We start from the raw sequence: 25822 nt of genomic DNA, 5'->3' as shown, positions 1-25822 counted from the left end.
GTCACTACCTGCCTGAGCAGTTAGGCTAACCGTCCCACAAGCCTTTTGGCTTGTTTTAGGTTAAACGAATCGCACTTTTCTTTTGAAATTGAGGCCGCTCCCGATGTCTTGGATGATTTCGCATCCGGGGTAGCGAGACAGAAGAAAGTCAGCCTGTCGGAGAAGGTCGGCTTTTTGACTTCGACTGCTAACTCTGGCGTAGAGGATGGTTGGTTTAGTAGATGGAATATTGAAAACTGAGTCGCAGTCGTACCGTCGCTGTCCTGACGGCGTTCGGTACGCTTTGATTTTCCCTTCTTTTTCCCACCGCTAAGCGTGTTTTTGAACATACTCCAAGTCGTTGAATAGCGATTCTTGGTGGTACATATGTGGACATATTGGGTTTGGCTAGGTGAATTATTCCAGTATACACCAATTGTCTGACTTGTGACGGGAATGTCTAAGGAAATGTTGTCCTAGGAATTACTCTTGTAGCCAAGCAGTCAAATGGTCAATTGTCTCTATGGCAGCAGCAATTTTTTCGGGAGTAGGTATCTTTGCTCTTGAGTTTTCCATATCGCAATATTAGACAACAGGGGAGGTACTTAGCAAGACTTCAAAAAAATTTAAGCCGAAATAAAGCACAAACTCGTTCGGATTTGATATTAAACCACAAAAAGTTAAGGGATTAAGCGCGAGAAGATATCCCCTAACGGGAGAAGTTGAAAACAATTAGCTTCTCAAAGGTTATGGACTCTAACACGACTTTAATTGGCTTCTCAAATACTTGCTCTAAACCTGACAACGCTCCCCCCAGTGAAGTCAAAGAAGTGGTAGCGGTAATTTTTCCTTTTCTCACTCCGCCTCCTTTCGCTCAACTTCCCTTTAAAGTAGGCGATATCGTCAAATCTGGCAACCATTACGGCACGATAACAGCCCTCCATCAAACCGATAGACCTGTAATAATTACTTGGGATGCTAGTAACAACGAAGATAGTTTTTCCTGGAATTATACCTTAGATGAAATTCGGGTGCTTAAAATATCCCTTGTGCCTCTGTTTATTCCTCAAAAAACTACTGGAGAACTTCCCGCTTGCACAACAATCGTACTAGCTAATTCGCAACAACTACAATTCAGTAACCCCACTACTTTCCAAGTAGAATCGCTCACTGAACATCACATTCTCATATTTACTCTTGACCACTATTATCTCTTTCCCATCAACTTGTTCCCTGGCTACCCAACAAGTTGTGCCATAGATGTTTTTACACCCGAACAATTAGAAGCCAGTCGCTTTTTGTCTTTCAATGACCTAAAAATTAGGGCTAAGACCCATTTATTTTTTGAAGTCCCCGACAATTTCTTAGAAATTGTCCTACCAATTCAAAAGCAGCAAATCAAAGAGAAATTGACTAAACAATTGAGTACAGAAAGTTATCACATGCTCGACTTTGATATTGCTTGGGAAGAAGCCTGGGAATATTGCCTTAAACATTTAGCTAAGAAACATGGATGGAGTGGTTTTCGAGAGGGCGATTGCCTCGAACAACGCCGAAATCAAGTGGAACAAAGGGGAATAGTTATTAGTTTGAATATTCAGGCACTACGCCCATTTCAAATTCAATGGGACAGTGGAGAAATTCAAAGCTACAGCTTGACTGAACTCAAAAGTTTAGGCATTACTCATATCCCAACTCTTATTAAATTATCGCCCAATGTTGCTTACCAAGTTAGCGAAGACGGCTCTTACTTTAAAGCTTGGATTGGTTTCCGTACTAAAGCGTTAGCTAAGGCTTGGCTAATAGTTATTAAAAAGCTAGTTGGTCGCCTTAGCTACCTAATTGATTGCCAAATTCCAGAACTTCAACATACAGGTTCTAAATACGAGTATGTTGTAGAAACTCCCCGACATAAAACTTTAAAGAAGCGCTTAGAAGCTCTGCGGGAAGTGGCTGAACTTGATTTAGAAAAGATGCCAAAATGATGGGAATTGGGAAGAAAATTGGCTATTCTGTAACCAATGTAAATGCGATTAAAAACTCTGTTACCAATCCGGAAGATAAATCGCCTAGCGGCGAAAAATGTTGACTTTCTCTACTTATAAATACCAACAACAAGGAGCAATCCGAGAAAGTCAGGGTTTACTACACCACTTCAATTAAAAGTGCTGACGAGCTAAAAGTTAGAAGATGAAAAAGATGAAAGAAATCAATATTTGGTCTGGATGCAGCATCGGAATTGGGGCAGCATTAACTAATCCCACAGAGTTAGCTTTTAGAAAAGGAAACCTCAAGAATCACTACCCAGTTGAGTTCAATGGCAAGGTTTTCCGTGATGCTGAAGCTGCTTATCAAAATCACAAATTTGGACATTTGCAACAAGATATGACAATAATGACAGAAATTATTGTTGCGAAACTTCAACAACATCCACGATTATTAAAAACAATCGCAAAATATGGTGGAGTTGCTTGGCTTGAACAATGCAATCACATTGTTGGTGTGCGCGGCTCTCGTTGGGAAGGTCAAGGCAGAAAAAGCAATTTCATTCAATGCTTGATTTCAGCTTATATCTTGGTGTGTTAGTAAGAAGCAATTGCATTCTTCACAAAGACTCAAGGAGTAATCTTTGAGTCTTTTACTGGCTATCCAAAAATTTGAGGAATTTTACCATGAACAAAATAGTAATGATTTCTGGCAGTCGTTCCATCCAGGAATTGCCATCAGAGGCTCATACATCTCTCAATCGCATCATTGAACTAGGGTTTGAAGTCAGAGTCGGTGATGCGCCTGGAGTTGATAGCTTAGTTCAGCAATACTTGCGGTCTAAGAACTACGAGAAAGTTTTGGTTTACTATGCCTTGTTTAGCGGCAATGGCAAACCCAGAAATACTTCTGGTTATCCAGTTGTTGGTATTAGCGGAAACTATAGCGCTCGCGACATCGAAATGTGTTCGCATTGTGACTACGGATTAGCCATTTGGGATGGACATAGCATTGGCACAGCAGTGAATATCAAACGAGTTAAAAAGACCAAAGTTGTGATTGTTTAACAACTAACAACAGCAGCAAAATCAGCTCAGAATTATCATAAAATTCAGAGCTGATTTTTAATTAAACAATACTTCGTACAACTTTTGTTATTAATGACATAATCAGAGTTTTAGGTAAGTTCCACTAAGGAAAAATCAACCATTCTAGCCATTTTTTCTGAAAATAGGAACTATTGTTATAAGTCAATTTTGATTTGAATGTTCCTCCTACTCCCCCTCAAGCTAGCGCTTATTAGGATGCGAACGAATTAGCATTACTGTACACTAATGATTCAAACTTTACTAGAACGACCGCAGGAATTTAAACAAATTCCCTTTACTCTCAAGCCGCAGCAGCAGCAAGCACTCGACAATTTGAGAACATTTGCAAGCAGCACTTCCGCATTCTTCTTGCTTTGCGGTTATGCAGGCACGGGAAAAAGCACACTTATTTTCCTTATAATCAAAGAACTCTTAGCTCAAAGCAAGCGCATTGCCCTCACAGCACCCACTAACAAAGCCGTCGGTATCCTCAGAAAAATGGCAGCATCTCAAGGCATTTTCGGAGTAGATTTTATGACGATACACCAGCTTTTAGGCTTAGGCATGGTTCGCAAAGAACAAGAGAAAGTCTTAGAACAGACAAGCTGTTGTTACCTCCACCTCTATGATATCATTTTCCTCGATGAATGTTCGATGGTTGGAACTCAATTGTGGTCTTGGATTGAGCGCAGATTTGAACATACTCTCTTCAATCAGCGGAAATTAATTCTCATGGGCGACCCAGCGCAACTTAATCCTGTTGGAGAAAAGCGCTCGCCTGCTTTCAATATTGCCAATAAAGCTGTATTAACTCAAGTAGTTAGACAAGCTGGAGAAAGCCCCGTCCTTGATTTTATTACGGAATGTCGCTCATTTGTCAAGAGTAAAACAGATGTCTTTTTGCCACATCCGAATTACAACTCATTAGACAAATCTAACGGTGCATTCAAAGTTAAACCAGAAGCACTCATCCAATATGCTATCAAAACCATCAAGCGAGAATTTGCCTCAAATCCTGATTGTTTCCGGATTTTGTGCTGGACAAACAAGCGAGTCAACTATTACAATCAGGCTGTTCGAGAACAACTTTATGGTCGAACAACTGCCAGATTTATATCTGGAGAAAGGTTAATTACTAAGAAACCAGTTCTGGCTCCTGATGGTAAGACTGTGATTTTAGCCACATCAACTGAATTTACCATACAGGAAGTTGAAATAAGTCAGCACTACGGCTACCGAGTATGGCTGTTGAAGATTGTGACTGATGATGGTCTATTTCGGCAAATCTTTGTGCTGCATGAATCGGAAAGTAAGCGCTACCAAGCTGAATTGAAAGAGAAACTCAAAAGTGCCAAACGTAATGGATTTCTCTGGCGGAAATATTACTGGTTTAAAGATGACGTATTTGCCGAAGTTGACAATTGCTTTGCCCTGACTATTCACAATTCTCAAGGTAGCACTTTTGATGAAGTTGGTTTGGACAGCAATGACATTTTGACTCGACTTTTGGTAGGCAAGGAAATGAGCAGCCAAGAGAAACTTAAAGAGTACCACCGTCTTTTATATGTTGGAACAAGTAGATGTCGCCAACGAATACTATTTGTCCCTCCTAATTCATTCAGAGTGCAACGAGTATTAGCTCAATTTTAGGGGAAGGGGAAGGGGAAGGGGAAGGAAAGATAAATTTTCGCTTTTTTGAGTTGAACTTTCTTCTCTCAGGACTTACGCACACGATGCCAGAAATCGGGTTTCTTCGTAGATATCTAGTTGAGAAAGCAACAATTTTTCAGAGAAATCCGGTTTATGAGCGTAAGTTCTGTTATCTCACTTATCAAAATCTAAATAATCAGTTTGCTTCAACTTGAACATAACGCGAGTTTACTGAACTTGTTCCACCCTTTCCCCTCCCCTTCTCTTAACCTTCTCCTTCCCCTTCCCCTTCCCCCTCCTCACTGCTATCGCAGCGACCAATTAAATTCTTGACACCCGACTAATTATTATGGCCAAATCTCGACTTTCTGGAACACCTTCTAAAGAGGAAGTAGTGGAGAGAACAGCTAAGAAAAAACCCTCAACTGTAACAGGCACTAATTTGACTCCTACTACGAAGCCATCAGTCAAAAAAACAACTAAGCTTTCTTCTCCCCTACCCAAAACAACACAAATAGAAGAAGTAGAAGCGAACTACATTACAGATAATAGAACTTCTACACCTTCTGACACTCCAACAAATTCCACTCCTGAAACCCATCTCAATACTGAAATCACAGCATCTGTCACTCCGAAACCTTCCCCATCGGCTGTTGAAATTACCTGTGATTTAAGAGAACTCAACGATTACATACAGACACTCAAAAGCATCATTCCTAGCAATACCAGTCATCCTATTTTGTGCAATATCTTGATTGAGGCTGATGCCGAAAATCAACAACTGCACCTCACTGGTTACAATTTGGAATTTGGAATGCAAGTGAATTTTGACGCCAATGTCAATCAACCCGGAAAACTCACCCTTCCCGTACCTATACTCGCTGATATTCTGGGGAAATTTCCGAACGGCCGCCTTACCTTAAAGAGTTCCTTTGAAATTATCAAAGGAAGTGACATTCCCTCTGTCAGTGCGACTTTAAGTTCATCAAATAGCAAGCACGTTATTCGCGGGTTAGCTGCGGATGAATTTCCGACTATCCCTAGTGTTAAACAAAAACTCGTAACACTTCCTGCTAGTGTATTAATCGCTGTCCTCAAAGCTAGCTTATTTGCTGTTACTTCTGAGGAAACCAAACGCATTTTGATGGGAGCTAACTTTCAACTGAGTCATGACGCAGACAGAGGACTTAACCAACTAAGAGTGTGGACGACTGACGGGCATCGGGTAGCTATGATTGTCGGATTGAGTGAAAGCAGCAATTCTCAGTTTTTGAACTTTCAAACAGTAAATTTTACTGTTCCCGCTAAGGTACTCCGGGTATTGGAGCGTTCTGTAAATGCCAGTGACAAAGTTACGATTTATTATGATGGTTCGGCAGAACAACCTAGCAAATTTGTGGCGTTTGAGTGGAATAATTTGCGACTAACAGCGCAGTTACTGGAAGGAAATTACCCGAAATGCGACCAAATTATTGCTCCTTATCGGTCTGAACTTAGTCATCAAATCGTAGTTGAAAGACTCAGCTTTTTAAAAGCTTTAGAGAGGTTGGCTACTCATAGCGACAAGTCTCATATCACAGCAATTTTTGACTTTGATTTAGAGGCGCAACAAGTGCGAGCATCACTCAACAATACTCTCAGTTCTGGTACTGAGACAGTTGACGCCAAACTCTGGGGTTGTGACTTTCGGCTCAAGTGCGATATCCGCTATTTGATTGATACAATTAAAGCTGTTTCTAGTTCGGATTTGCGGCTGCTGATGGCAACTCCTACGGCTCCTCTACTGATTGTACCTTTTGGCACGCCAGCTTCAGGTACAGAGGCGTTAGAGTGCGAATACGTTGTGGCTCCGCAAGAATAATCGTGCATATGGGGAGTGGCATCTAAATTGGATGCCCTCTCTACAAATTACTCTATGAACGGCGATCGCATCTATCAAGTTGATATGTACACCGGGGCAGAAGTCAGGCATTCCCGATTGCGATCGCTGTCATACGATTCCGTCAACGATCACCCATTGATAATCACTCTCACGAGCGCGGTGGAACAGGCTGCTGTGAGTAATCAATTGCCAAGTCTAAGGCTGCTTCTTGATAAAGTTGTCCCAAAACCTCAGATAAATTCACAACAGGTTCTTGCTCTAATGGCTGCAAAGGAAACAAGAATTGGGGAATCGATTCACGCACATTAAACGGGTAGAGTTCAGCTTCGGGACGGAGATTAGCCCGACTGACCAGAATGCGGTAGTCTGAGCGAATCGAAACATCCATTGGTATAAAGTTTCCCATTCTTAGCAGATCGATTTCAACTAAGTGAGTAGCCCTGTTCAACACTTTTTGTCGTTTGGTGAGGTACTTTTCTCGACCTTCACCCACTCCTTTATTCTTAGGAGAGAGAACTTCTACCACCGTTACCACCTTTCCAGTCTTGACCTCCCGAATCTCCAGATAGCGTTCGGTAATTTCTTCAGTCAATCGTGGCATCAAGTTACGTATGCTTTATTTCAATACCAAATTCTCTAAAAAAACCATATATCCAGCACGTCTAAATGATGAATCGTACAACGGATTTAGACTTGCTATATATCCCCCTCATTCTTCCCCACTCCCCACTCGTTCCCCTCCCCTATCGGGGAATAGTTACCAGAACTATTCTAACTACTCCCATGTACCAACCACTGCACCTCAAATACCGACCAAAAAACCTCCAAGAATTAGTGGGTCAAGACACCATCAAAACAACCTTGACCAATGCCATCACCTCCGACAAAATTGCTCAAGCTTACCTGTTTACTGGCCCCAGAGGAACAGGCAAAACCTCAACCGCTCGCATCCTTGCTAAATCCCTCAATTGTTTGAATAGCAAAAAGCCAACCGCCACTCCTTGCGGAGAATGTTCAAGCTGCAAAACCATTGACTCCTGTTCAAGCTTAGACGTAACTGAAATCGATGCTGCTTCACATAATGGCGTGGATGATGCCAGAGAATTAATACAACACAGCAACTTTGCGCCAGCGATGAGCCCTTACCGCATCTGGATTTTAGACGAGTGCCACCAACTCAGTACCAGCGCTCAAAATGCTCTCCTCAAATGCCTTGAAGAACCTCCGGCTCATGTGGTGTTTATTCTCTGTACGACTGAAGCACATAAAGTCCTGCCGACAATTATCTCCCGCTGCCAAACTTTTAACTTCCGAGCCTTGTCAGTTGATGCTATTGTCGGACAATTGCACAAAATTAGCTCCACTGAATCTATTGAGATCGCAAGTGAGGCGATGCGGGCGATCGCTCGTACCTGCGACGGAGGGTTAAGAGATGCCCTGCAATTACTTTCTCAGCTTTCACTGCTAAACTCAGAGATTACCCTAACTCAAGTTGCCGAAGTATCTGGCAGCATCAGCGAGCAAGACTCGATCGCCCTTCTCAAAGCCATTCATTCTGGCGATACCTTAAGCGTACTGCAATCTTCGAGAACGCTCATTGACAGCGGCAAAACCCCCAAACTGATTCTCAGCAGCTTGCTAGCAGCAATGAGAGATTTGCTCATTGTCAAATCAACGCGCCACTGCCAGAATTTAATTGCAGGGCCAGTAGGCTATTCACAACTGCGCTCGCTCGCTCTTCATCTCGATTTTGAAACAATTGATGCGGCTTGTACACAATTGCAAAAATCAGAATTTCAATTGAGAACTAGCACCAATGCTGCTACCTGGTTAGAAGTCTGTCTGCTGAACTTGATGCTGTCAAGCAAACCTGCGGCCAAGGAAATGCGATCGCCTGCAACTTCCCAATCTGATCGGCATGACAAATTTGATAAAACCCCTCAAAAACTAGAGGCAGATTCTCTTGACTTCGAGACAACTTGGGCGCAAGTAGTAGCAGCAGCTAAACCAGGAAATCGTAGCCTCTTAAACCGTGCTCAAATTGCCGAACTTTCGGCTGATTCATGTGTGTTAGCAGTAGAAAGAAAATACGCGAACAAGTTTCAGAGTCACCTTGAATGCGTGCAGCGGATGGTTACTAAAGCTTTAGGCCGCTCTGTTACTGTAACTGTCAAACAACAGGAGGAATTAGCAGCATGATTAGCATCCTAATTGGGAATGACACCTACGCAATTGAACGAGAAGTTGAAAAGTTTAAGACTCAAACTCATCCTCTCTGGCGAGATTTCAACATCCACCGCTTCGATGCTTCTTCCCTGGATGCAGCCCTCTCTGCTGCTGCTTCAGTTCCTTTCGGCGGTGGAAACAAACTTATTGTCGTTGAAAATTGCGATTTCAAGCAATTTGGAGAAATGGGGCTAGAATTGCTGCAAATTTTGCCCCAGTTACCTGTTACAACGCACTTAGTCTTCACTGCTGCTGTTATCGACAAACGGCTCAAGGTAGTCAAGCATTTATTGCTGTTTGGTAAACTTAAGGAGTTTACTCTCATTCCCCCTTGGCGTACTGATTTGATTGAAAGTGCGATCGCTACTACTGCTAAACAAAAGAATCTTTCAATTGCCAGAGATGCTGTCAGCTATCTAGCAGTAGCAATTGGCAACGATTCTGCTAGAAGAGTCAGTGAACTAGAGAAATTAGCCATTTATGCAGCAGGCGCTCGCATTACGAAAGAATCTGCTAAAATCCTCGTTCCAGCTACCACAGCCAACTGTTTTCAACTGGCAGAAGCTCTTTTAAAAGGTCAAGCAGTCGGGGCAATTAAGGTGCTTGATGAATTGCTATCTCGGGCAGAGTTTCCTTTAGCAATTATTGCTACTCTTCAAACTCAGTTTAAAACTTGGCTGTGGGTAAAAGCTACTCTGGATTCCGGGTGCAAACTTTCTGATAGTGAAATTGCTAGTATGTGCGGAATTAGTAACCCCAAACGGCTGTATTTCCTCAAGCAGGAGGTTAAGGAAGTATCTGCTAACTCCTTAAGTCGATCGCTCTCCATTTTGTTTGATTTAGAAATTGCCCTCAAAACCGGAGAAAAGTCTGATTCAATGTTGCCTGCTTTGCTCAGAATCACTCAACTCACTAAATAACAGAAAAGGCTGCCGAATTAAATTAGCAGCCTTTTACAGCGTATCCCAGATTTCTGGAGTGCAGTAGGGACACGGCATTGCCGTGTCCCTACGTGGATTTATCGCTCCGGGATGTACTTCATAAACGTGGAATCTGCTGTATTAGTCCTGTTTTTTTTGTTTTGGGGTAGCGATCGCCACTCTAACATTCTTCTTTTCCTTCTGCTATATTTTTAGGGACTCAATCCCAAACTTAACCTCACTTCTTGCGGGACTTCTTTGCAAAACTTTAATGCTTGACGTGCTGTATCCTTTTTCTACCTATCGGTAGTAAGAGAGAAAAAATTCATTCTTAGAGTGACCGATGCCTCCCAATTATATCAACCTTCTTTCCCAACTAATAGCCAGACATGATTTTCACCAAAATAACTTTCCAGAAGCAAGCCACTTGCAGCCAACTGCAACAGCCGATTTGTGTGAGTTTTTAGGCGAAGAGGTTATTTATCAGACAATCGCTACTGCTATAACTCCTAAGCTCTACAAAATTCCTCAAGACTTGCCGCCTTCAATAATTTCTGCTTTGCACAGCCAAGGCATTCAACAGCTTTATTCGCACCAAATTAAAACACTCAAAGCCGTGCGCCAGGGCAAAGATGTCATCCTCAGCACAGCAACAGCTTCTGGCAAATCTTTAAGTGCGTACTTGCCTATTTTAGAGGGCATTCTCCAACATCAATTTACTGCACTCTCTATTTATGGCTTGAAAGCTTTAACAGCCGACCAAAGTCAAAAACTTGCCGATTTGCTCCAACTGATTCCTGAGCCTGCCCGCCCGCGCCTTGCCCTTCTAACTGGAGATACTCCTCCCAAAACCCGAGAACAATTATTAGCTGCAAATCCCAGCATAATCAGCGCAACACCAGAGTTAATTCACTATGCGCTGAAAGGCGTTCATTGGAGTCAGCCTTGGCAGCACTTTTTAAGTCGCCTCCGCTATATTGTCCTAGATGAAGCTCACACTTTTAACGGAGTTTACGGAGCTAACATGGCTAGCTTAATTCGCCGATTAAAATTGGCAGTAGACGAGCGCGGGGGTTCTTCTCAAAAACTGCAATTCCTGATATTGAGTGCTACAGTTGGCAATCCCGTTAAATTAGCAAAGTTACTATCTGGTAGAAGTCGAAAGCGAAATATCAATAAACCCGAGCGGTTAGTTTGGATTAACTCTAGCGGAGCTGCTGTCCCAGAACGGCAATTAATTGTTACTAAACCGACTCATGATGCTAATTCCGATGTTGCTCGCATCATTATGTTTTTGTTGCAGCAAGGGCAAAGTGGAATTTGCTTCGGTAACGGCAGACAAGCAATTAAGAACTTGTGGGTCACTTTTAAGCAAGAAGCTGTAACTCAAACTAACTCGGGAATTGAGTCGCAAGTAGCAATTTTCTACGGCAGTTTAACAAGCGAGCGCCGCAGGGAAATTATTAACTCTTTGCAGTCAGGAACAGTTAAGTGTATCCTCAGCACTAGCGCTCTCGAAGCGGGAATTGATTTGCCTCAACTTGATTTTGCTATTATTAGGGGATGGCCGGGAAGCTTGCAAGCTTTCAGGCAGAGGGCTGGCCGGGCTGGTCGCGCAAACTCCGGTTTAATTGTCTTCATTCCCATTGCACAATCACCTTTGGATAACTATTTTGCCGAGCGCCCTGAATTGTTGCTGTCGGCCGAATCTGAATTGGTGAGCTTTAATGCCAATTATCCCATAGATATTGCCAAACATTTGATGTGCGCGGCTGTCGAAACAGGCATTCCTGCCAATAAGCTCAAGCACTACTTTGGCAAGAGCGCTCATATAATTGCAACGGCTTTAATTGAGCAAGGTGTTCTTCACAGAAGCCGGGATAAATTATGGGCTAAAGGCTTTCCCCATAAAGATGTAAACTTTCGAGGGGGAACGGGTTCTAGCACGATACAACTGGTGGATGCGGATACTCAAGAAGAGATTGAACTCCTCAGTGCGGAGATTGCTTATCGAGAGGTATTTCCTGGTGCTATTTACCGCACGCAAAACTCAGACGGCTGTTTGGTGACTTATACTTCGCGCTCGCTCTTGAATGGCAAAGCTATTTTGCAAAACACCCCTGAAACTCGACTGTTTACTGTAGCGATTAGCCACACTGATACCAGCCTCAAGCAGAATTTGAGTTTGCCTCAACAAATCCCGTTGGTTATTCCAGAAGTTGAAGGAAATGTTCCAACCAATTCAACGGATAGTAAGGCAATTCCAGCTCAAGCTATTTTGGAACTGGTTTGGGGAGAAATTAGCCAACTTGTTACTGGTTATCAATTATTAACTCGCAATTACGAGTTAACTTGTCTCAATAGAAAGTGTGTCAATTACAAAGAGCATTTACCAAAATGTACTGCCTGTCCTGTTTGTGGCAAGAGAACTCGCTCTGCTGAGCTAACATCGGTTCTTAATGAGGTAAACTTTGAGCAACCTTACGAAATAAAATTTGCGACTCCTGTACTGCAAATTAGTTTTAATTCCCCGGTTGAATGTTATCTGCAACAGGTAGTAACAGCTACTCGCCAGGAATTGCTTCAATCTCAACAGCAGATTCCGCCCGGATATCAGCAATTGTGGGAGTACCCCGCGAATTTGTTGGCTATTCACAGTTTCGGCCATCAAATTTTAGCCGCTTTACCTCTGACTATTTTGGGTTCAGCTAATGATGTGAATTTTCTGGTAGAGAAGAGAGGTGCAAATGACTATGCAGGACTCTTTTACGATTTAGCAGAAGGGGGTTCGGGAACCTCGGAAGCTATTTTTCGTTCTCTCCCTCAATTAGCTCATGCGGCTGCTGAGTTAGCCCGCAGTTGTTCTTGCAGTTCTGGCTGTCCTAAATGTTTGATTCAGTCGGGATGCCCTGATGGCAATAAAGCTTTACTTAAGCAGGTGGGGCTGCTGCTGTGCGAAGCATTTTCTACTCCTTAAATATCAAAAAATGGGTGGAATAGACGGCTGAGAAAGGGGAATAGGGAGAGAGAAATAGGGAAAATGGGAGTGGGAATAGAGTGTAGCTTTTTTGTGTGAAAATAGCTACACTCTATTTCCCAAATTTTTTTACTGTTTTTATTAAACAAGACGCTGCTTGCATCAACATAGAATTGTGCGAACCGCTACTGCGGTTTTTAGGGGTGCATTTTTCAGACTTGTACTTATGAAAAACAAGCTTGTCTTACCAGTCATTGACTCCAAGACTAGAGAGTCAACGCTGTTACATTTCAGAAAGCAACCCTATAAACAAAAGAAAAAGCAAGCTTTAATTCCCAACCTCAAACGAGATTTAAAGCCGGGCTGGCTTTTAACAATTGTCGCACAAATAGACCGATGTTTATGGGGAAGGTGGGATTATTGGGCTTTGTGTCAAGCTGTCCCCGCTCATGCCTGGATGCGGTGGAAGATGGAGCCAATGCTAGCCATTCTGGAAAACAGAAAACCCGAAAGCTTACCCAAATTTGTAATTGAGGAAACTTTGCCAGCAGAACCGATTCCCCAAATCGAATGGCAGCATTCTCCTACCGCAGAAGCCATGCTAGATAACACTCTCAATTGCATTCCTCAACATGGAGAATGGAAAACTTGGTCGGCTTGGGACTATTTGGAGTTTTTCTTGGACTGGGTTTTGTTCGCATTCGGACATCCAGCTTACAAGATTTTACCCAAAGAACCCGCCGGCTGTGAAGGTGCATCAATGCGTCTTTATCAGATGTTTGACCTGTCAATTCTTATGCTGTATCCTGAAGATTATATGGGCAGACTGCTACCCCAAATTTGCGGAAAGACTGCTCAAAAAAGTTCAGGGTTTTATCCTACACCCTTAGCTTTGTGTCAGTTGATATCTAAGTTAGTCAGTGGTGATAAGACAGAGCGAATTTCCAGCTTCAATGAACCTGCGTGCGGTACGGGTGCTTTAATGTTAACACAGTCGAATTACTGTCTGAGCGGTATCGGTCAAGATGTAGATCGTACTCTATTAAAATGCGCTTTGTTTCAGTTTTATATGTTTTCACCTTGGCTGGCTGTTCCGATTTGGTGGTTGGGTCAAACTGATTTGCTCCTTGGCAATACTTTAAGTAGCGATCGACCCGAATCAATAAACGCTGCTTACTGGTATAATGAGTGGTTTGAGCCAGTCGAGTCTCAGGCTAAAAATGATACTGATTGTCCAGTCGAACATGAAATAAGTTCAGGAGAAAGCTCAGAAGTTATTGACTTGAATGATCAGACATCAATTCACTCTAATCCAGTAGTTCAAGAAGTTATTAAGGGCAAACGCCGACCCAGAAATACGACAACATCGCCTCATCAATTTACGCTGTTTAATTTGGACGATTTCTAGCCCAATAGCTACCTATTGAACAATTGTTGTGGTGTAGGTGAAGAGTTGAGTTCAAATCACCTCTACGTTATTCTCATTGTTACGAACCAAGCTACCGATATCGTTGGTAAGCTATCACGCATGAGTTCGGAATTCGGAAAGCAACAAGCCGAATATAACGCTGTCAGACACTCAGTTGTGAGCGCGACTACACAACCAATTTAGGGTGCATAGACACCAGAACCTCTATCTGTCAAGGCAGATGCGCCCTAAACGCCTGCTAATTTAGGGTGCATCAACGCCAAAACCATTAATCTATCAATGCCTATGCACCCTAAATGACTCGCTTGCTTTAGAGTGCATAAACGCCAGAACCACTAATCTATCAATGTCTATTCACCCTAAACATCGGTAATTTAGGGTGCATGGATGCCAGAACCATTAATCTATCAATCGCTATGCACCCTAAACGCCGATAATTTAGGGTGCATAAACGTCAGAACCACTAATCTATCAATCGCTATGCACCCTAAACGCCGATAATTTAGGGTGCATAAACGTCAGAACCACTAATCTATCAATGTCTATGCACCCTAAACGCCGATAATTTAGGGTGCATAAACGCCAGAACCACTAATCTATCAATGTCTATGCACTCTAAAAAACTTAAGGCTTGAGCTTGCCCAGATAGAACGAATGATGCGTGCCGCCCTTACGAAACCTTAAGTAGGCATAGGGGCCACATCCTTTGATTGTCTTGGATTCGATGTATCCCCTACTACCGCGCGCACCGGTAGCAGCCATTTTTTCTTCTCGTTTATCTTCCCAGTCTGAGTCGGCTTCCAATTCCGACAACCTTTTCTCTTCAGCTTCAATTAGCACGTCAATTGCATCCTTCAGGTACTTGAGGTCTTCCAGCTTGAGTTGATAGCAATCCTGCAACACACTGTGCAGCGTTGGAGTTTTCACGGAACAACTGCGCTTTTTGGGCATAACCAGTCAAATTTAGGGGGCAAGCAATCGCACACTCCGCAAACCTTGAGTCAATGCACCCTAAACTGATAGAGCGCAAGCGGGCTGAAGTTTCCACTCAAACCTCGTGTCTTGTACAATTTTTAGTATTGGCTTACTGCTTGTTAAAACTGTAGCACAGATATAAGGTCGAACATGGGACGGAAACAGAAATCGCCTTCAGGTATTATTTTTCGGGCGAGAGTTGCGCAACAGACACCAGAAAAACTTGAAAAGCTTGCAGCTTCGATGGGTCACTTGTACGGAGGTAAGGGGAAACCCGGTGCCATACTGGATATGCTGGCATCTGGAGATTTGGTTCTCGTACCCAAAACCGCAACAGATGTCATAAAATCTGTGGCACAGTTTTTGGAAGAAACCTCGCCGTCGGCCGTCAAATTGGATCGTAAGCGGGGGGACGGTACTCAAACAATTCCTGCGGGGTCACAGCAAATCTAGACCGGTCTATCCCTGATGTTGGTAAAGCAAACGATGCTTGATTGCGAATCGCTTGAATGTCCTCAGAACTCCGTTCAGAAGACAGCACAAACTGAGTCCTTTGATAGCGCAAGTCAGCAATTGTTACCTCCCTGGGCTTCCCTTTACAAATGGTGAGTGCTTGGGAAACAGCTAATCGTCTCTAATCTCACACAAGATTGGATTAAAACTGTGCGTTTTTTTCCACCTGCTTATAAGCGGATACTACTTATTTAGTTAAAATACCTTGCTTGAATAACACTTCAGTTAGTGGCAAAAATGCTTTTTTAAAGTAAAAAAAACATAAATTGGGCTTGCTTTCAACTAGGAAATTGGTAATTTTTTTTCCATGATTCTACAAGAAAAGGCGAGGCAGTGTCAGGCGATTGCCTGACCGGAGTATTTTTGCTTAAAGACTATCCAATCGAACGCGAGGTATAAATATTCTCAACATTGCTTCATGCTCTGTGACAGTTGAGGGTGCAGGATGTGGGCTATAAATTTTTAATCCCATTCCGCACTCCCGGACTTTTTCTGTGGCGATCGCCGCTATTGCTCAGCCTTTTATAATCTGAGCAATGTACCTCCTTACTCTATCAGATCTCAATCAAACTATTCATACTAGCCCACTACAAGAGCCACCTCTTGTTCCTTCCTATCTCCAAGAACGCTTGCAACTGCTTGTCAAGCAAATTTTAATGGGATTACCTGTCGAGCCAATTCTCAACAGTCACCCCCAGTTCCAGCAGTGGGTTTTCCAACTCAAAGAACTATCGCCATCACTGTTTTTACCGCAGCGAAAACTGTTTGTTGACATTCCAATTCAAACAAAACTAGACCGAACAAAAAGGGGAGTGACAGAAGAAAATTCTTCCCCTTCTCCTCCATTTAAAGTGATACAAGTCCGTACAAATGTGGGTTTAGTCAAAGGAACACCCAGACTATTTGAGTGGGCGATTCGCCATCCTGTACTGACTTGGCAAGACCGAGTTAAGTTATGGGTAGCTGCCGAATTCTTCGAGATCGAGCCTCACAAGCTGCAACTGATTATTTTGGCACTGCACCCGACTCAACAAGCAGAAAAAGTTCTGTTTGCCTGGGACAGCAAGCAACACCGACAAACTCAAAATTGGCTTTTGACTACCATTGAACGAGAGACAGAACAAACAGTTATCAAGCTCAATGGTCATCTAACACCTCAACCGAAGAAAGTAGCAACAGCTATCAATTTGGATGAAATCAACGAAGTATCGATATAATCAGTTCACATTTTATTACCATCCTCCTATCGAGAGACATCCACCTTCCGACGAAATTGCCCCCAAATAAATACTTTTCTTCTCTCCATAGGAGGATGACACTCTTTAATATGAGGAAAAACAATAGACTATGGATAAAATGTAGTAGGAATCTTAGCCGTGACTGCAACTACCGCCACCCAACCAAAAACAAGCCAACTAAAAACCATCCTGATAGTTGAAGATGACCCGATGATGCAGCTCGGTCTACAGCATATCCTCAATAACCAACCCCATTTAACAGTTGTCGCCCAAGCTGTTAACGGCAACGAAGCCGTCAGTGCCGCGCTGCAACACCAACCAGACATCGTGCTGATGGACATTGACTTACCCGGAATCGACGGTATTGCAGCCGCGCAGCAAATCAGAGCCGCACTGCCGCATACTCGCATCCTGATGCTCACCCACCACAGCAATCCAACTCAAGTTATGGCGGCTTTGTCAAGCGGCGCTCACGGCTACTGCGTTAAAGGCACTAACGCAGAACAACTTCTAGCAGCGATTACGACTGTGCAAGAAGGTGGCAGTTACCTAGACCCTAAGATTGCCGACTGCGTGCTGCAAAATCTCAAAACGCCACTGCCCGAAAGCTATGCGAATGACGACATCAAGCTGACTGAACGGGAAATGCAGGTTTTGCAGCAGCTAGTTGAGGGTAAAAGCAATAAACAAATCGCTGCTCAACTAGGAATGAGCGTCCACACCGCCAAAGGTCATGTAGAGATGATTATAGCTAAATTTGAAGCGAGCGATCGCACCCAGGCTGCCGTTAAAGCACTGCGTTTGGGGCTGGTTTAGCCGTTGGAATGCACCTTCTAATTGTTCTAAAAAAAGTGGTTTTTGAGACCTAGCTATCGCGTAGCAAATTATGGCATCTTGTCAATCTTCAAACTTTGGCAATGTCAACCAAAACCTCGCTCCTTTTCCCAATTCGCTATCAACGCCAATCTCTCCGCCGTGAGCCTCAACAATTTGCCTGCAAATGAAAAGTCCCAATCCCAATCCTTGCCTTAAACTAACTCCAACTCCCCTCGTATAAGGCTCGAATAATCTTGCACATTGCTGAAGAGAAATTCCGGCCCCATTGTCTGCAACCGTACAGCGAACCATCTCACCTTCCTTTTTAGCTTCTACCGTCAAAATAAACCCAGACTGATTGTATTTAACAGCATTGTCGATCAGATTGCCAAACACCCGCCAGAGCTGCTGGGCATCCGCATGGACTAAAGGCAAATCTGCTGCCAAAAGCTGTTTAACCTTGACTCGATGCTGGTTGAGAATTGGTAATCTTTCAATAAGAATATTTTGGACTAAAGCGGGCAGCGACAGCGGCTTCATGGCTAAAGAAGCACTTTTCACATCAAACTGTTGTGTTGCTGTTAGTGACTCAATCAACTGGAGTTGGCGCGAACAACTTTGCACCATAACCTCCACAGTCCGCCTATCAATAACAATGTTGCTGCCAGCATCATTGAGGCGACTTCGCAGCAGCAGCGACATTCCCGATAGAGGCGATCGCAAATCGTGCGAAACAGCGTGCAACAGCATTCTTAAATTGGCTTCTGCTTGCTGTCTTTCTTGAATTTCCTGGCTGAGCTGAACATTTTGTGCAGCCAATTGCACGTTAACGCAGCGAAGTTGCTGCTGCAAGCGCTGCATTTTAAGTTGGGCAGATACCCGCGCTAACACTTCAACAGGCTCAAAAGGTTTTATAATGTAGTCAGCACCGCCCGCCTCAAACCCTTTTACTTTGTCAAATACGTCATCTAAAGCGCTGATGAAAATTATAGGGATATCACAAGTAGCTTCAGATGCTTTAAGTTGACGGCAGACTTCATAACCATCCATACCGGGCATTTTTATGTCTAGCAAAATCAAGTCTGGCGCTTGCAACTCTACTGCTTTTAAAGCTCGCTCTCCACTAATCAACTTCCTGACTTTGTAACCGTTTTCAAGTAGCAATTGAGAGAGTAGTTGAATGTTAGCGGGAATATCGTCAACAATCAAAATGTCAGCCAAAAATTGTTTAGTTTGCTCCATCATCTATCGCCACCAAAGGACAGAGTTTTGAGTTTTTTCCGAATATTGCCAACCGCTATTTTCTCAGCCGCACTGTTCGCACCAGCAACATTAACAGGCGACTTAACATCAGCCACAGTCACGGGTTCTTCTGGATCGTTCGGATGTGGCAGCAATTGGTAAGCGAATCGAATCCGCTGATCCAGCTCTTCATCTATATTGAGCAGTTTACCCGTCTGCTGCTCTACTGACAAAGCTTTCGCCCGCCTTTCAAGCTGCGGTCTGATGCTGCTGTCCCACAGTTGTTCAGACTCTTTAGCTCGCTTTATGTCGCCGGGCCGCACCGGAATCTTGAGAGGGTAGGGAAATAAAGCTTCCGTCCCCGTTGCGTAGGCCGGTGAAGTGATGACGCACTTGCCTTGAGGAAACCTCAGAATTTCGTCAGGACTAATCAGCGGTTTCTTTTGCAACTGTTCGCTCCAGTTGACAGAACGGCTCGTTTGCTGCCCCGTCGAGCTGCCGGTCGATCGATTTTTTACCAGCACTTCCACTTCCCCGTACCGCTTAGAATATTTCTCGGCTGTCTCAAAATCGCCGGGGTTGAAGAGGACATGAGTTGACAGAGCACTGGCGATCGCAGCCCCTTTTTTATCCCCATAGAGATTATAGAGTTGATTGAGCGATTGAATGCCAACAATCGGCACGCCGCCAGCAGAACGATATTCGTTAGCCCACTGATCCATTCTGTCGAACTTGAGAGACGGAAACTCGTCTAAGCAGTACAAAAATGGGTCAGAACGTACTCGACTCAAATTAGACACCACACATAAGTGAATAGCAGCAGCTAACAGCGGCCCCACTACAGTGCGTCTTTGGTCATCTAATTTGAAAATAATGCACTTTTTGCCTTCTAAAGCAATTGGAATGGTGCTGCGACCAATAAATGCCCGCAACAAATCTTTTTGAATGAAACTGGAGTAGGTTGCCTCTGCGGTTGCCTTAATGCCCGCCACTGTTTTTTCAGCATCTTTTGAACTTAATAACTGCGAAAAACTAGAGGCAATCCACCTGTCCATTTTGAGGGGATGACCGTCAGGTCGGTGAACGGCGTGGTCGATGCGCTTGACCAAATCTGGCAGTTGAATAATTGCGTACACAAAAGCTAAATCCGGGTAAGGACTGCTTTTTGCCAACTGCACTAAACCCTTCGCCATCAACTCGCCTGCTTTGTCAAAAAACTCATTGCCTTTACTCTCCCCCAGACTAGCATTTCGAGCAATAACTTGTCCAATTTCTGCTGCCATTACTGCATCTTGTGCATCTCTCATAAAATCCAGAGGATTGATAGTGCCGCTGTAAGCTTCCCCTGGCGCAAACACTTGCACGTCATAGCCGTAGCGCACTGCAAGGGGTGCAAGCAGTTTCATTTGGTCTCCTTTTTTGTCGTAAATAATGGCAGGAAAACCTTGCTGGAATGCACTTTCAACCATCCGGTCAATGACGCTGAATGTTTTGCCAGAACCCGGAGCACCAATGACTAAAGTTCCGCGTTCTGCGTGGGGAAACCAAACCGTCGGATTTGCACCTAATAGCGTTTGCAATCGAGCACTCAATCCCTGACAACCTTTAAACCAATAAGTCGGCGTACCGCTCCACAAAGTAACGGGCTGCCGTTTTTTTTCTTTCATTTGCTTGAGGGCAGAGCCTGTGGCTGCCAATTTTTCTGCCGTCCCGCAGAGCCGCCCGGAGGTAATTTTACCTTTCCCGTTTCCAACTAATTTGGAAGCAATAAGTAAGCCTGCCATTAGCCCTAACATTGCCAGTCCCTCTGGCTTCATAAACTGACCCAACAACCCGCCAAAATCTATGCTAGTTAACGAACGTTTAGGAGGTTGAACTGCCATTGGTACCAAGGTAGCTTTGTTAATTTTAGGCAAAAATTGCAAATTGTTCATTTTTTTTACATCTTAAAAAACTAAATGTTTCAGCTAGCGGCTATCGCCTCAATGGGGAGACCATTACAAAAATACGTAAACAATGGTAAGAAGCAATAACGCGAAATCTCCCAGTAAAACAGGACAGAATTCTAGTGGAAAGTCCAACACGCAAAAGAACAAGAGCGGTGATTATTACGAGATAGATCCGGAGCTATTCAACAGTGATTACAACCAAACTCGCAAGCCCTCTTTGCCTTATGGAATCGTGATTAACGATAACCCAGCAGGTATTTTGCTCCCGAACGACCAGCTTGTCAAAGCGGAATGGCACGTAATGCCTAAAGTTGAGGAATTGACAACGGTCGAACTAAGCGAAGAAGTGACCGGCTTACTGCTCCCAAAAGCGAGAATGTTGGTATTAGCTTTTGTGCCTGAGTACATCCGCTACAAAGATATTGAAGAAAATGGAGAATTAGCAGGTACTTTTATTGGGCTTTACGACGAATATCGCGATTCCCTCGATAAAAAGACGCAGGAAGTATGTTCCGAACACGCTCTCATCTTTCTAAATCCCAAAAACCAACCCCTGCATCAGGTACCGATTGTCGTCCGTTTCAAGAATGTAGCCCTCTGGAGCTTTAAGAGCGCTAGAGAAGAATTTTACCGCAATCTGGAACGGGCATTTGCTGATTGCTTTGGGAGAGATTACAGCGGTAAAAATGACAAGTGGCGCTCTTTGGGAGTGTTGAATGTCGAATTTAGAGCTGTCAAAGAAGGGGAAGGCAAAAATAAATCCTTTTGCTGCAAAACTCACAGCATTACTCAGCCAACTGATGCTAATTTTCATAAGCTATTTCTCGGTCAAAAACCACAAAAGAAATTGATTTGGGGACTGCACAATAACATTGCTGGCTTCATTGACGCTAGCGATGCCCAGTTGCCAGCTATAGCTGCTGGTGCGGAACCTGAAGTCCAGGCGTTACCAGAAAGCGTAACTAACCGCAAAAATCGAGGTAAATTGTCGCCCCCTCGCAAAATTGCACAAGTTGAAGGAGGAACCGACTCAGAATTAGAGGAATTAGATGAATTTTCCGAGGCTGCTGAGGTTGAAGTTGAGGTTGATTCAGCAGAAGATTTTGACTTCGATGAACCCGCAGACTACTAAACACTAACTACTGAAAAGCTGGCTGTCAGCAAGTTGATAGGTAAGGCCGTCGTAGCAAAATTGAAGCTGGCGGCGGCCTTCTTTGGAAAGCTGATTCACTCCTAGACAAGGCAAACCCTCGTGCGAGGAACTGTCAGCCTTAAACAAAGGAGTTTTCGGCGATTTATGGGGGTCGAGATAAGCGGCAAATACTTCTGTTGGCATTTGACTTGAATCATTAGGAATTAAGTAGCCAACATAAAGGCAGCCTTTTGTGCCGCACAGAGCGGAATTATTGAAATCATAAAGGTTCAGCCCTCCCACCGAGCCATTAACTTGCCACACTCGCATTCTCTTAATCGCTTCCGCCACAGCACTTTGCCCAGCCGCTACTTTGAGTTCTGGAAGGCTGCTGTGTTCCTTTACGATTAGGGTTAAAGTTTCTTTTGGAGTGACTCGCAAAGCTTGTTGCCAAGAAGCTGGTGCGGTTGTTGCCGAACTAGAATTCGTGCAAGCAACTGTCCCCAATAATAGCGACAGGGCGGTAAAAACTGTCAAACCAATGCGAAACCAGTAACCAAGTTGATTTAACCAAACCGGGGGTTTGACAATCTTTTGGGTGCCTGCTGTTTGTTGCGTAACCCTATTTTGTTTAACCATTTGTTACTCCCATTATACAAAATAAAAGAAAAAAAAGGACAATAAAAGAGAGATTGTTTTCCTGAAGTAAGCTGTTGTATGTCTAAATCTTACAGTCAATTTTTATGACTTCCTTTGGGGAATACAAAACGCCTCTACAATTTATATCCTGAATAGCTTAGAAGTCATATCTAATCAGTTGACATCGGAATTATGCATCTCTCTCTTCTCTGTCTCTGTGCCCTCTGTGGTTTAATCATTCCGATACCACCAATTTTGATATCAATGCCATAAAATTAATGGTTTCAGCAATTAAAAACGTCCTGGTTGTAGAGAAGGTTGTTAGACTTGTTAATAACTTGCTTTTCCACCTCCTCTTTCCCCTGGTTCAATGGGAGAGTGCAGCCGTGCCAAAACTAATTGCTAGTCCCAAACCGATTAGAATCATAAAAAGTTGCTGCTTTCGCTTGTAAAAAAGTCGAATTAAGAACCACATTCCCATCAAAAAATAGCTAATGAACAGCGCAACCTTAATACTCCCACTAGCATTTAAAGTAATGCCGGAGCCGACCGAGTTGCTGATGCCATTGCTGTCACCAGAATTAGCTTGGCAATTGTCGCTGGTATTGTGGTTATAAAGCTCTCGAACTTTTTCCCCGTACTGTTTGAGAGAGTAGCCACCTAAAATGTTGGAATAGCTGGCATCAATTTTACTGCCAGAACCCCCAAAGTGTTTCTGTGCTACTCGCTCAATTAAGCGATCGCCCTTGAACACCTGCCCAGTTTTAGGGTCAATTTCCTGTTGGCTGCTGACTAAGTTCTCAGCTAGAGAATTTTGCAAGACTTTATCCTGAACAGCAGGAGGAAAATATTGGAAGAGTTCCTCTCTTGTAGGTTTTTGGCCTTTGTTGATGTTCAGGATAAAGTTAGCCCCCCCTGGAATTGAGCTGACAGCACGCTGCACGTCTTCCCGGTAACTCATCAACTGATAGCGACCGATCGCCCGCCCGCAGTTGCGAGATCCTTCGGTACAAACCATCTCACCAATAGCTTCGTAATCGCCACTGGCTGCATTTTCCAAATTGGCGATTCCTTCGGAAAGCTTTGCTAACGCCTCCCCTAATGAAGCTACATCCACACCGTTAACGTAAGTTGCGGGGCGCGCGCACTCTCGCTTTGATTCAGGTACAGGCTGAGTTGGTAAAGTGTTTTCTTTAGCTTGATTGGAACTCAGTGGCTTTGAAGGTTTTGTTTCGGATGCGACGCCTTTTGAACGCGAAATACTGTTAGAAGAACCGCCCTCCAATCGACCAACAAACATAGGCGAATTAACGCTGTAACTGAGAAACGGAACCGGGCCAATAATGTAAGGCGATTTGCCGCAGGGCAAACTAAACCTGAAGTACAGAGCCGTGTCAACAGTATCGCTGGTTTCTGACGGTTCCATTACCACTACTTTAAACACTGCCCCAAAAGGATGCCGGCCCGTCGGTTCCCAACCGCTCAAACAGCCAGAACCGCCTCGTACTTCCTGGTATTTGCCGCTAATCCACTGCTTGCCTTCTAGCGGCCCTGTGGCGCGGCGACCGGCGTTTTCCATGTCGTCGAGTTCGATATAAGCGCAATCTTTCTCGCACGCTACCGCAAATCCTTCTACATTAGAACCGGAAAGTGTGTTATTGCGCTTGTTCTCGTACCGACTGTAGATCGTGTCAATTCGCATGATTGTGCTGCCAATGGACGCAATAGGAACAGGAAAACTAGAAAGTGGGACTTGACTCAGGAGCGGAATATTGCTGATGAGTTCCTCTGACCAGCCAGAGAACTGTTCTAAATTTACGCTATTAAGGTTGGGGATTTGGGCGATCGCAAACTCAGATAGGTTAATTTGGTTAAGTTTTGCCTGCGCTAGTTGCGGTACTTGTTTTACAGCTTGACCAATTGGTAATTGGTTGATGTTAGAGTTCACTCCGGCTATTTGAGAAGATAAAGAAGCAATTGGAGGAACATCGCTCAATTGAAATTGGCTAAGATTCGGAACAATTTCAGCTAAGTGACCGACAGTTTGCTTACCAGCTAAGAGAAATGCTGACAAGCTGATATTCTCTAAATTGATATCCCCTAATGCCAATTGTTCAATTGCTTGCAAAGAAAGAATTTCAGGTTTTACATCGTTAATGTCCCCCAGCTTCAAGATGTTGTCAACAGAAGTGCCGGCTTGCCAGCTTCGGCCGCCAGAACTTCCAGAACTAGCAACGGCGGACAGGGAACTAAAGGTAATTTGGCTCCAATCTGGCAGCAAAACTCTAGATTGCTCTTTTTCCCAAATTTTAGTAGGTAAGGAACTGGCGCTAGCAATTGATGGAAAGCTTAAGAAAGTAATGCAGATGAAAGCAAAAATTAGGCAGAGTGTACTGGCAGCTATTAAAGCCGCTCCTACCTGGCTTAATTTTTTTAACTGCTTTGGACTGTTCATGGGAATCCTATTGGTGTCAACTAAAATTAGGCAAAAAAAGCTGCTCTATTCTTTCTAATTTGGAAAAAGTTTAAACTGTTTTTAAAACATTACGAAAAATAGAGCAGTATTGCAGAAATTACCCATCAGCTAAATCTCCTTTTCCCCCTCTATCCCCCTCTCCCTTTTAGGAATTACCCAAAAACCCGGTATTCCTATGTAATTCCGTCATTTTAGGTTGATTATAAGAACGAGAAACTGGTTTTTTTAGGTTGATAGTGCGTCCTGGACTGCATTTCCCCATCTTCGCTTTTTTCTTTAATCAAGTTCCAGCTCAAGCTGTGGATTCGGGCGGACTGCTGAATCTGTCCAAGGAGTATCTGCTAGGTTGGACAAGTCATAGACGTTTTCTTGGTAAGCGTTGTCAAAATTACCTTGACCAACTTCTTTAGATGACGAGTAACCGACAGTCAAATCGGGTTCCGATTCGTAACCGGAGTTGTTATAGCCGGAATTAGGTTCAATCGATGAATTCTGCATGGTTTTTATCAGTTCATGTGGTCAACAATTCCAATTTAAATCGCATCTAGTTCCTGCAACTTCATTCCTGTGAGCGATTTCGTTCAGTAAAAATTACCCCCTCTAAATGGAGGGGGCAGCTTTATGAAGGTTGCCTAACGGCTCTCAGGAGTGGGCAATGCTATGAAACCTGTTAAAATGTCTTTTAAGAGAGAGTAGGAACTAAAA

General features: G+C 43.7%; 21 protein-coding genes. 13 read left to right on the top strand and 8 right to left on the bottom strand.

Going from position 1 to position 25822, the window contains the following annotated elements:
* Positions 1–20: 20 nt before the first annotated feature.
* Positions 21–329 carry a hypothetical protein gene (locus QUA36_RS19825; RefSeq protein WP_333458816.1) on the bottom strand — a complete coding sequence of 103 codons (309 nt, stop codon included), beginning with the start codon at positions 327–329 and terminating at the stop codon, positions 21–23.
* Between the two features lie 399 nt (positions 330–728).
* On the opposite strand from QUA36_RS19825, the gene QUA36_RS19820 reads away from it, so the two are divergent.
* From QUA36_RS19820 to dnaN, 5 genes are all read left to right on the top strand, one after another.
* Complete coding sequence (locus QUA36_RS19820) at positions 729–1964, top strand: hypothetical protein (RefSeq protein WP_333416923.1); 1236 nt, start codon at positions 729–731, stop codon at positions 1962–1964.
* 214 nt (positions 1965–2178) lie between these two features.
* Positions 2179–2565, top strand: coding sequence for a hypothetical protein (locus QUA36_RS19815; protein WP_194060989.1), 387 nt, complete (start codon positions 2179–2181; stop codon positions 2563–2565).
* 86 nt (positions 2566–2651) lie between these two features.
* Complete coding sequence (locus QUA36_RS19810) at positions 2652–3032, top strand: hypothetical protein (protein ID WP_333054102.1); 381 nt, start codon at positions 2652–2654, stop codon at positions 3030–3032.
* 267 nt (positions 3033–3299) lie between these two features.
* The gene (locus QUA36_RS19805) at positions 3300–4703 is read left to right on the top strand and encodes an AAA family ATPase (RefSeq protein ID WP_333458815.1); all 1404 of its coding nucleotides are present in this window, start codon (positions 3300–3302) and stop codon (positions 4701–4703) included.
* A gap of 349 nt (positions 4704–5052) precedes the next feature.
* Complete coding sequence (gene dnaN / locus QUA36_RS19800; protein ID WP_333416919.1) at positions 5053–6564, top strand: DNA polymerase III subunit beta; 1512 nt, start codon at positions 5053–5055, stop codon at positions 6562–6564.
* Between the two features lie 169 nt (positions 6565–6733).
* Here dnaN and QUA36_RS19795 read toward each other — a convergent pair whose 3' ends face one another.
* A complete protein-coding gene (locus QUA36_RS19795) occupies positions 6734–7186 on the bottom strand; it encodes a DUF4058 family protein (RefSeq protein ID WP_333416917.1) in 453 nt (150 codons plus the stop codon).
* A 65-nt stretch (positions 7187–7251) separates the two neighbouring features.
* Between QUA36_RS19795 and dnaX the strand changes: the two genes are divergently transcribed.
* The 4 genes from dnaX (at position 7252) to QUA36_RS19775 (ending at position 14116) form a co-directional block, all read left to right on the top strand.
* The gene (gene dnaX / locus QUA36_RS19790; protein WP_333458814.1) at positions 7252–8784 is read left to right on the top strand and encodes a DNA polymerase III subunit gamma/tau; all 1533 of its coding nucleotides are present in this window, start codon (positions 7252–7254) and stop codon (positions 8782–8784) included.
* Entirely contained in the window at positions 8781–9731 is a 951-nt protein-coding gene (gene holA, locus QUA36_RS19785; protein ID WP_333458813.1) for a DNA polymerase III subunit delta, read from the top strand. The genes dnaX and holA overlap by 4 nt, the downstream gene beginning before the upstream one ends.
* A 343-nt stretch (positions 9732–10074) precedes the next feature.
* Positions 10075–12708 carry a DEAD/DEAH box helicase gene (locus tag QUA36_RS19780; protein ID WP_333458812.1) on the top strand — a complete coding sequence of 878 codons (2634 nt, stop codon included), beginning with the start codon at positions 10075–10077 and terminating at the stop codon, positions 12706–12708.
* A gap of 226 nt (positions 12709–12934) precedes the next feature.
* Positions 12935–14116 (top strand): hypothetical protein, encoded by a 1182-nt coding sequence (locus QUA36_RS19775; RefSeq protein ID WP_333458811.1) that lies wholly within the window; start codon positions 12935–12937, stop codon positions 14114–14116.
* Positions 14117–14761: 645 nt separating this feature from the next.
* Here the strand turns inward: QUA36_RS19775 and QUA36_RS19770 are convergent.
* Positions 14762–15088, bottom strand: a complete 327-nt coding sequence (locus QUA36_RS19770) for a hypothetical protein (protein ID WP_333281234.1) — start codon at positions 15086–15088, stop codon at positions 14762–14764.
* Positions 15089–15262: 174 nt separating this feature from the next.
* On the opposite strand from QUA36_RS19770, the gene QUA36_RS19765 reads away from it, so the two are divergent.
* From QUA36_RS19765 to QUA36_RS19755, 3 genes are all read left to right on the top strand, one after another.
* Positions 15263–15565, top strand: a complete 303-nt coding sequence (locus tag QUA36_RS19765) for a hypothetical protein (RefSeq protein ID WP_333151661.1) — start codon at positions 15263–15265, stop codon at positions 15563–15565.
* A gap of 596 nt (positions 15566–16161) precedes the next feature.
* The gene (locus tag QUA36_RS19760; protein ID WP_333151663.1) at positions 16162–16842 is read left to right on the top strand and encodes a hypothetical protein; all 681 of its coding nucleotides are present in this window, start codon (positions 16162–16164) and stop codon (positions 16840–16842) included.
* Between the two features lie 159 nt (positions 16843–17001).
* Positions 17002–17679: a response regulator transcription factor gene (locus QUA36_RS19755; RefSeq protein ID WP_333151665.1), complete on the top strand. Its 678-nt coding sequence runs from the start codon at positions 17002–17004 to the stop codon at positions 17677–17679.
* A gap of 81 nt (positions 17680–17760) precedes the next feature.
* On the opposite strand, the gene QUA36_RS19750 is transcribed toward QUA36_RS19755, so the two are convergent.
* Both QUA36_RS19750 and QUA36_RS19745 read right to left on the bottom strand, forming a co-directional pair.
* Positions 17761–18924, bottom strand: a complete 1164-nt coding sequence (locus tag QUA36_RS19750; RefSeq protein ID WP_333458810.1) for a hybrid sensor histidine kinase/response regulator — start codon at positions 18922–18924, stop codon at positions 17761–17763.
* A complete protein-coding gene (locus QUA36_RS19745; protein ID WP_333458809.1) occupies positions 18921–20855 on the bottom strand; it encodes a type IV secretion system DNA-binding domain-containing protein in 1935 nt (644 codons plus the stop codon). The genes QUA36_RS19750 and QUA36_RS19745 overlap by 4 nt, the downstream gene beginning before the upstream one ends.
* Positions 20856–20937: 82 nt before the next feature.
* On the opposite strand from QUA36_RS19745, the gene QUA36_RS19740 reads away from it, so the two are divergent.
* Positions 20938–22002: a DUF5895 domain-containing protein gene (locus QUA36_RS19740; protein ID WP_333458808.1), complete on the top strand. Its 1065-nt coding sequence runs from the start codon at positions 20938–20940 to the stop codon at positions 22000–22002.
* 3 nt (positions 22003–22005) lie between these two features.
* Here the strand turns inward: QUA36_RS19740 and QUA36_RS19735 are convergent, their stop codons facing one another.
* The 3 genes from QUA36_RS19735 to QUA36_RS19725 all read right to left on the bottom strand — a co-directional run bounded on the left by QUA36_RS19735 (position 22006) and on the right by QUA36_RS19725 (position 25615).
* Complete coding sequence (locus tag QUA36_RS19735) at positions 22006–22641, bottom strand: hypothetical protein (RefSeq protein WP_333458807.1); 636 nt, start codon at positions 22639–22641, stop codon at positions 22006–22008.
* A gap of 367 nt (positions 22642–23008) precedes the next feature.
* The gene (locus tag QUA36_RS19730; RefSeq protein ID WP_333458806.1) at positions 23009–25096 is read right to left on the bottom strand and encodes a hypothetical protein; all 2088 of its coding nucleotides are present in this window, start codon (positions 25094–25096) and stop codon (positions 23009–23011) included.
* Positions 25097–25393: 297 nt separating this feature from the next.
* Positions 25394–25615, bottom strand: a complete 222-nt coding sequence (locus QUA36_RS19725; protein WP_333458805.1) for a hypothetical protein — start codon at positions 25613–25615, stop codon at positions 25394–25396.
* Positions 25616–25822: the final 207 nt, after the last annotated feature.

The organism is Microcoleus sp. Pol10D4, from assembly GCF_036701555.1.
Lineage (GTDB): Bacteria > Cyanobacteriota > Cyanobacteriia > Cyanobacteriales > Microcoleaceae > Microcoleus.
This window is presented reverse-complemented; position numbering and strand designations above follow the sequence as displayed.

Excerpts from the sequence above, each read along its gene's own strand:
- QUA36_RS19760 (WP_333151663.1), top strand. The coding sequence starts at position 16,162 with ATGTACCTCCTTACTCTATCAGATCTCAATCAAACTATTCATACTAGC.
- QUA36_RS19795 (WP_333416917.1), bottom strand. The coding sequence starts at position 7,186 with ATGCCACGATTGACTGAAGAAATTACCGAACGCTATCTGGAGATTCGG.
- dnaX (WP_333458814.1), top strand. The coding sequence starts at position 7,252 with ATGATGAATCGTACAACGGATTTAGACTTGCTATATATCCCCCTCATT.
- QUA36_RS19740 (WP_333458808.1), top strand. The coding sequence starts at position 20,938 with ATGGTAAGAAGCAATAACGCGAAATCTCCCAGTAAAACAGGACAGAAT.
- QUA36_RS19820 (WP_333416923.1), top strand. The coding sequence starts at position 729 with ATGGACTCTAACACGACTTTAATTGGCTTCTCAAATACTTGCTCTAAA.
- QUA36_RS19770 (WP_333281234.1), bottom strand. The coding sequence starts at position 15,088 with ATGCCCAAAAAGCGCAGTTGTTCCGTGAAAACTCCAACGCTGCACAGT.
- QUA36_RS19780 (WP_333458812.1), top strand. The coding sequence starts at position 10,075 with ATGCCTCCCAATTATATCAACCTTCTTTCCCAACTAATAGCCAGACAT.
- QUA36_RS19815 (WP_194060989.1), top strand. The coding sequence starts at position 2,179 with ATGAAAGAAATCAATATTTGGTCTGGATGCAGCATCGGAATTGGGGCA.
- QUA36_RS19735 (WP_333458807.1), bottom strand. The coding sequence starts at position 22,641 with ATGGTTAAACAAAATAGGGTTACGCAACAAACAGCAGGCACCCAAAAG.
- QUA36_RS19775 (WP_333458811.1), top strand. The coding sequence starts at position 12,935 with ATGAAAAACAAGCTTGTCTTACCAGTCATTGACTCCAAGACTAGAGAG.
- QUA36_RS19750 (WP_333458810.1), bottom strand. The coding sequence starts at position 18,924 with ATGATGGAGCAAACTAAACAATTTTTGGCTGACATTTTGATTGTTGAC.
- holA (WP_333458813.1), top strand. The coding sequence starts at position 8,781 with ATGATTAGCATCCTAATTGGGAATGACACCTACGCAATTGAACGAGAA.
- QUA36_RS19730 (WP_333458806.1), bottom strand. The coding sequence starts at position 25,096 with ATGAACAGTCCAAAGCAGTTAAAAAAATTAAGCCAGGTAGGAGCGGCT.
- QUA36_RS19725 (WP_333458805.1), bottom strand. The coding sequence starts at position 25,615 with ATGCAGAATTCATCGATTGAACCTAATTCCGGCTATAACAACTCCGGT.
- dnaN (WP_333416919.1), top strand. The coding sequence starts at position 5,053 with ATGGCCAAATCTCGACTTTCTGGAACACCTTCTAAAGAGGAAGTAGTG.
- QUA36_RS19765 (WP_333151661.1), top strand. The coding sequence starts at position 15,263 with ATGGGACGGAAACAGAAATCGCCTTCAGGTATTATTTTTCGGGCGAGA.
- QUA36_RS19810 (WP_333054102.1), top strand. The coding sequence starts at position 2,652 with ATGAACAAAATAGTAATGATTTCTGGCAGTCGTTCCATCCAGGAATTG.
- QUA36_RS19805 (WP_333458815.1), top strand. The coding sequence starts at position 3,300 with ATGATTCAAACTTTACTAGAACGACCGCAGGAATTTAAACAAATTCCC.
- QUA36_RS19745 (WP_333458809.1), bottom strand. The coding sequence starts at position 20,855 with ATGAACAATTTGCAATTTTTGCCTAAAATTAACAAAGCTACCTTGGTA.
- QUA36_RS19825 (WP_333458816.1), bottom strand. The coding sequence starts at position 329 with ATGTTCAAAAACACGCTTAGCGGTGGGAAAAAGAAGGGAAAATCAAAG.